The 626-nt window shown below is 49.8% G+C and carries 1 rRNA gene; it reads left to right on the top strand.

From position 1 onward, the window contains the following. Window positions 1-626, top strand: a 23S ribosomal RNA gene (locus AC27G3_RS18180); the annotation flags it as partial.

Here is a 626-nt window from a genome sequence, read left to right as displayed (position 1 = left end):
TTTAGTCTGGTGACTGCGTACCTTTTGTATAATGGGTCAGCGACTTATATTCTGTAGCAAGGTTAACCGAATAGGGGAGCCGTAGCGAAAGCGAGTGTTAACTGCGCGTTTAGTTGCAGGGTATAGACCCGAAACCCGGCGATCTACCCATGGGCAGGTTGAAGGTTGAGTAACATCAACTGGAGGACCGAACACACGTATGTTGAAAAATGCGGTGATGACTTGTGGGTCGGAGTGAAAGGCTAATCAAGCCGGGAGATAGCTGGTTCTCCCCGAAATCTATTTAGGTAGAGCCTCGCACGAACACCATTGGGGGTAGAGCACTGTTAAGGCTAGGGGGTCATCCCGACTTACCAACCCTTTGCAAACTCCGAATACCAATGAGTGATATGCGGGAGACACACTACGGGTGCTAACGTCCGTTGTGAAGAGGGAAACAACCCAGACCGCCAGCTAAGGTCCCAAAGTACTAGTTAAGTGGGAAACGATGTGGAAAGGCATAGACAGCTAGGAGGTTGGCTTAGAAGCAGCCATCCTTTAAAGAAAGCGTAATAGCTCACTAGTCGAGTCGGTCTGCGCGGAAGATGTAACGGGGCTAAACTAGTCACCGAAGCTGCGGATTCATA

This window comes from Colwellia sp. SU-HH01217 (assembly GCF_057543495.1).
This window is presented reverse-complemented; position numbering and strand designations above follow the sequence as displayed.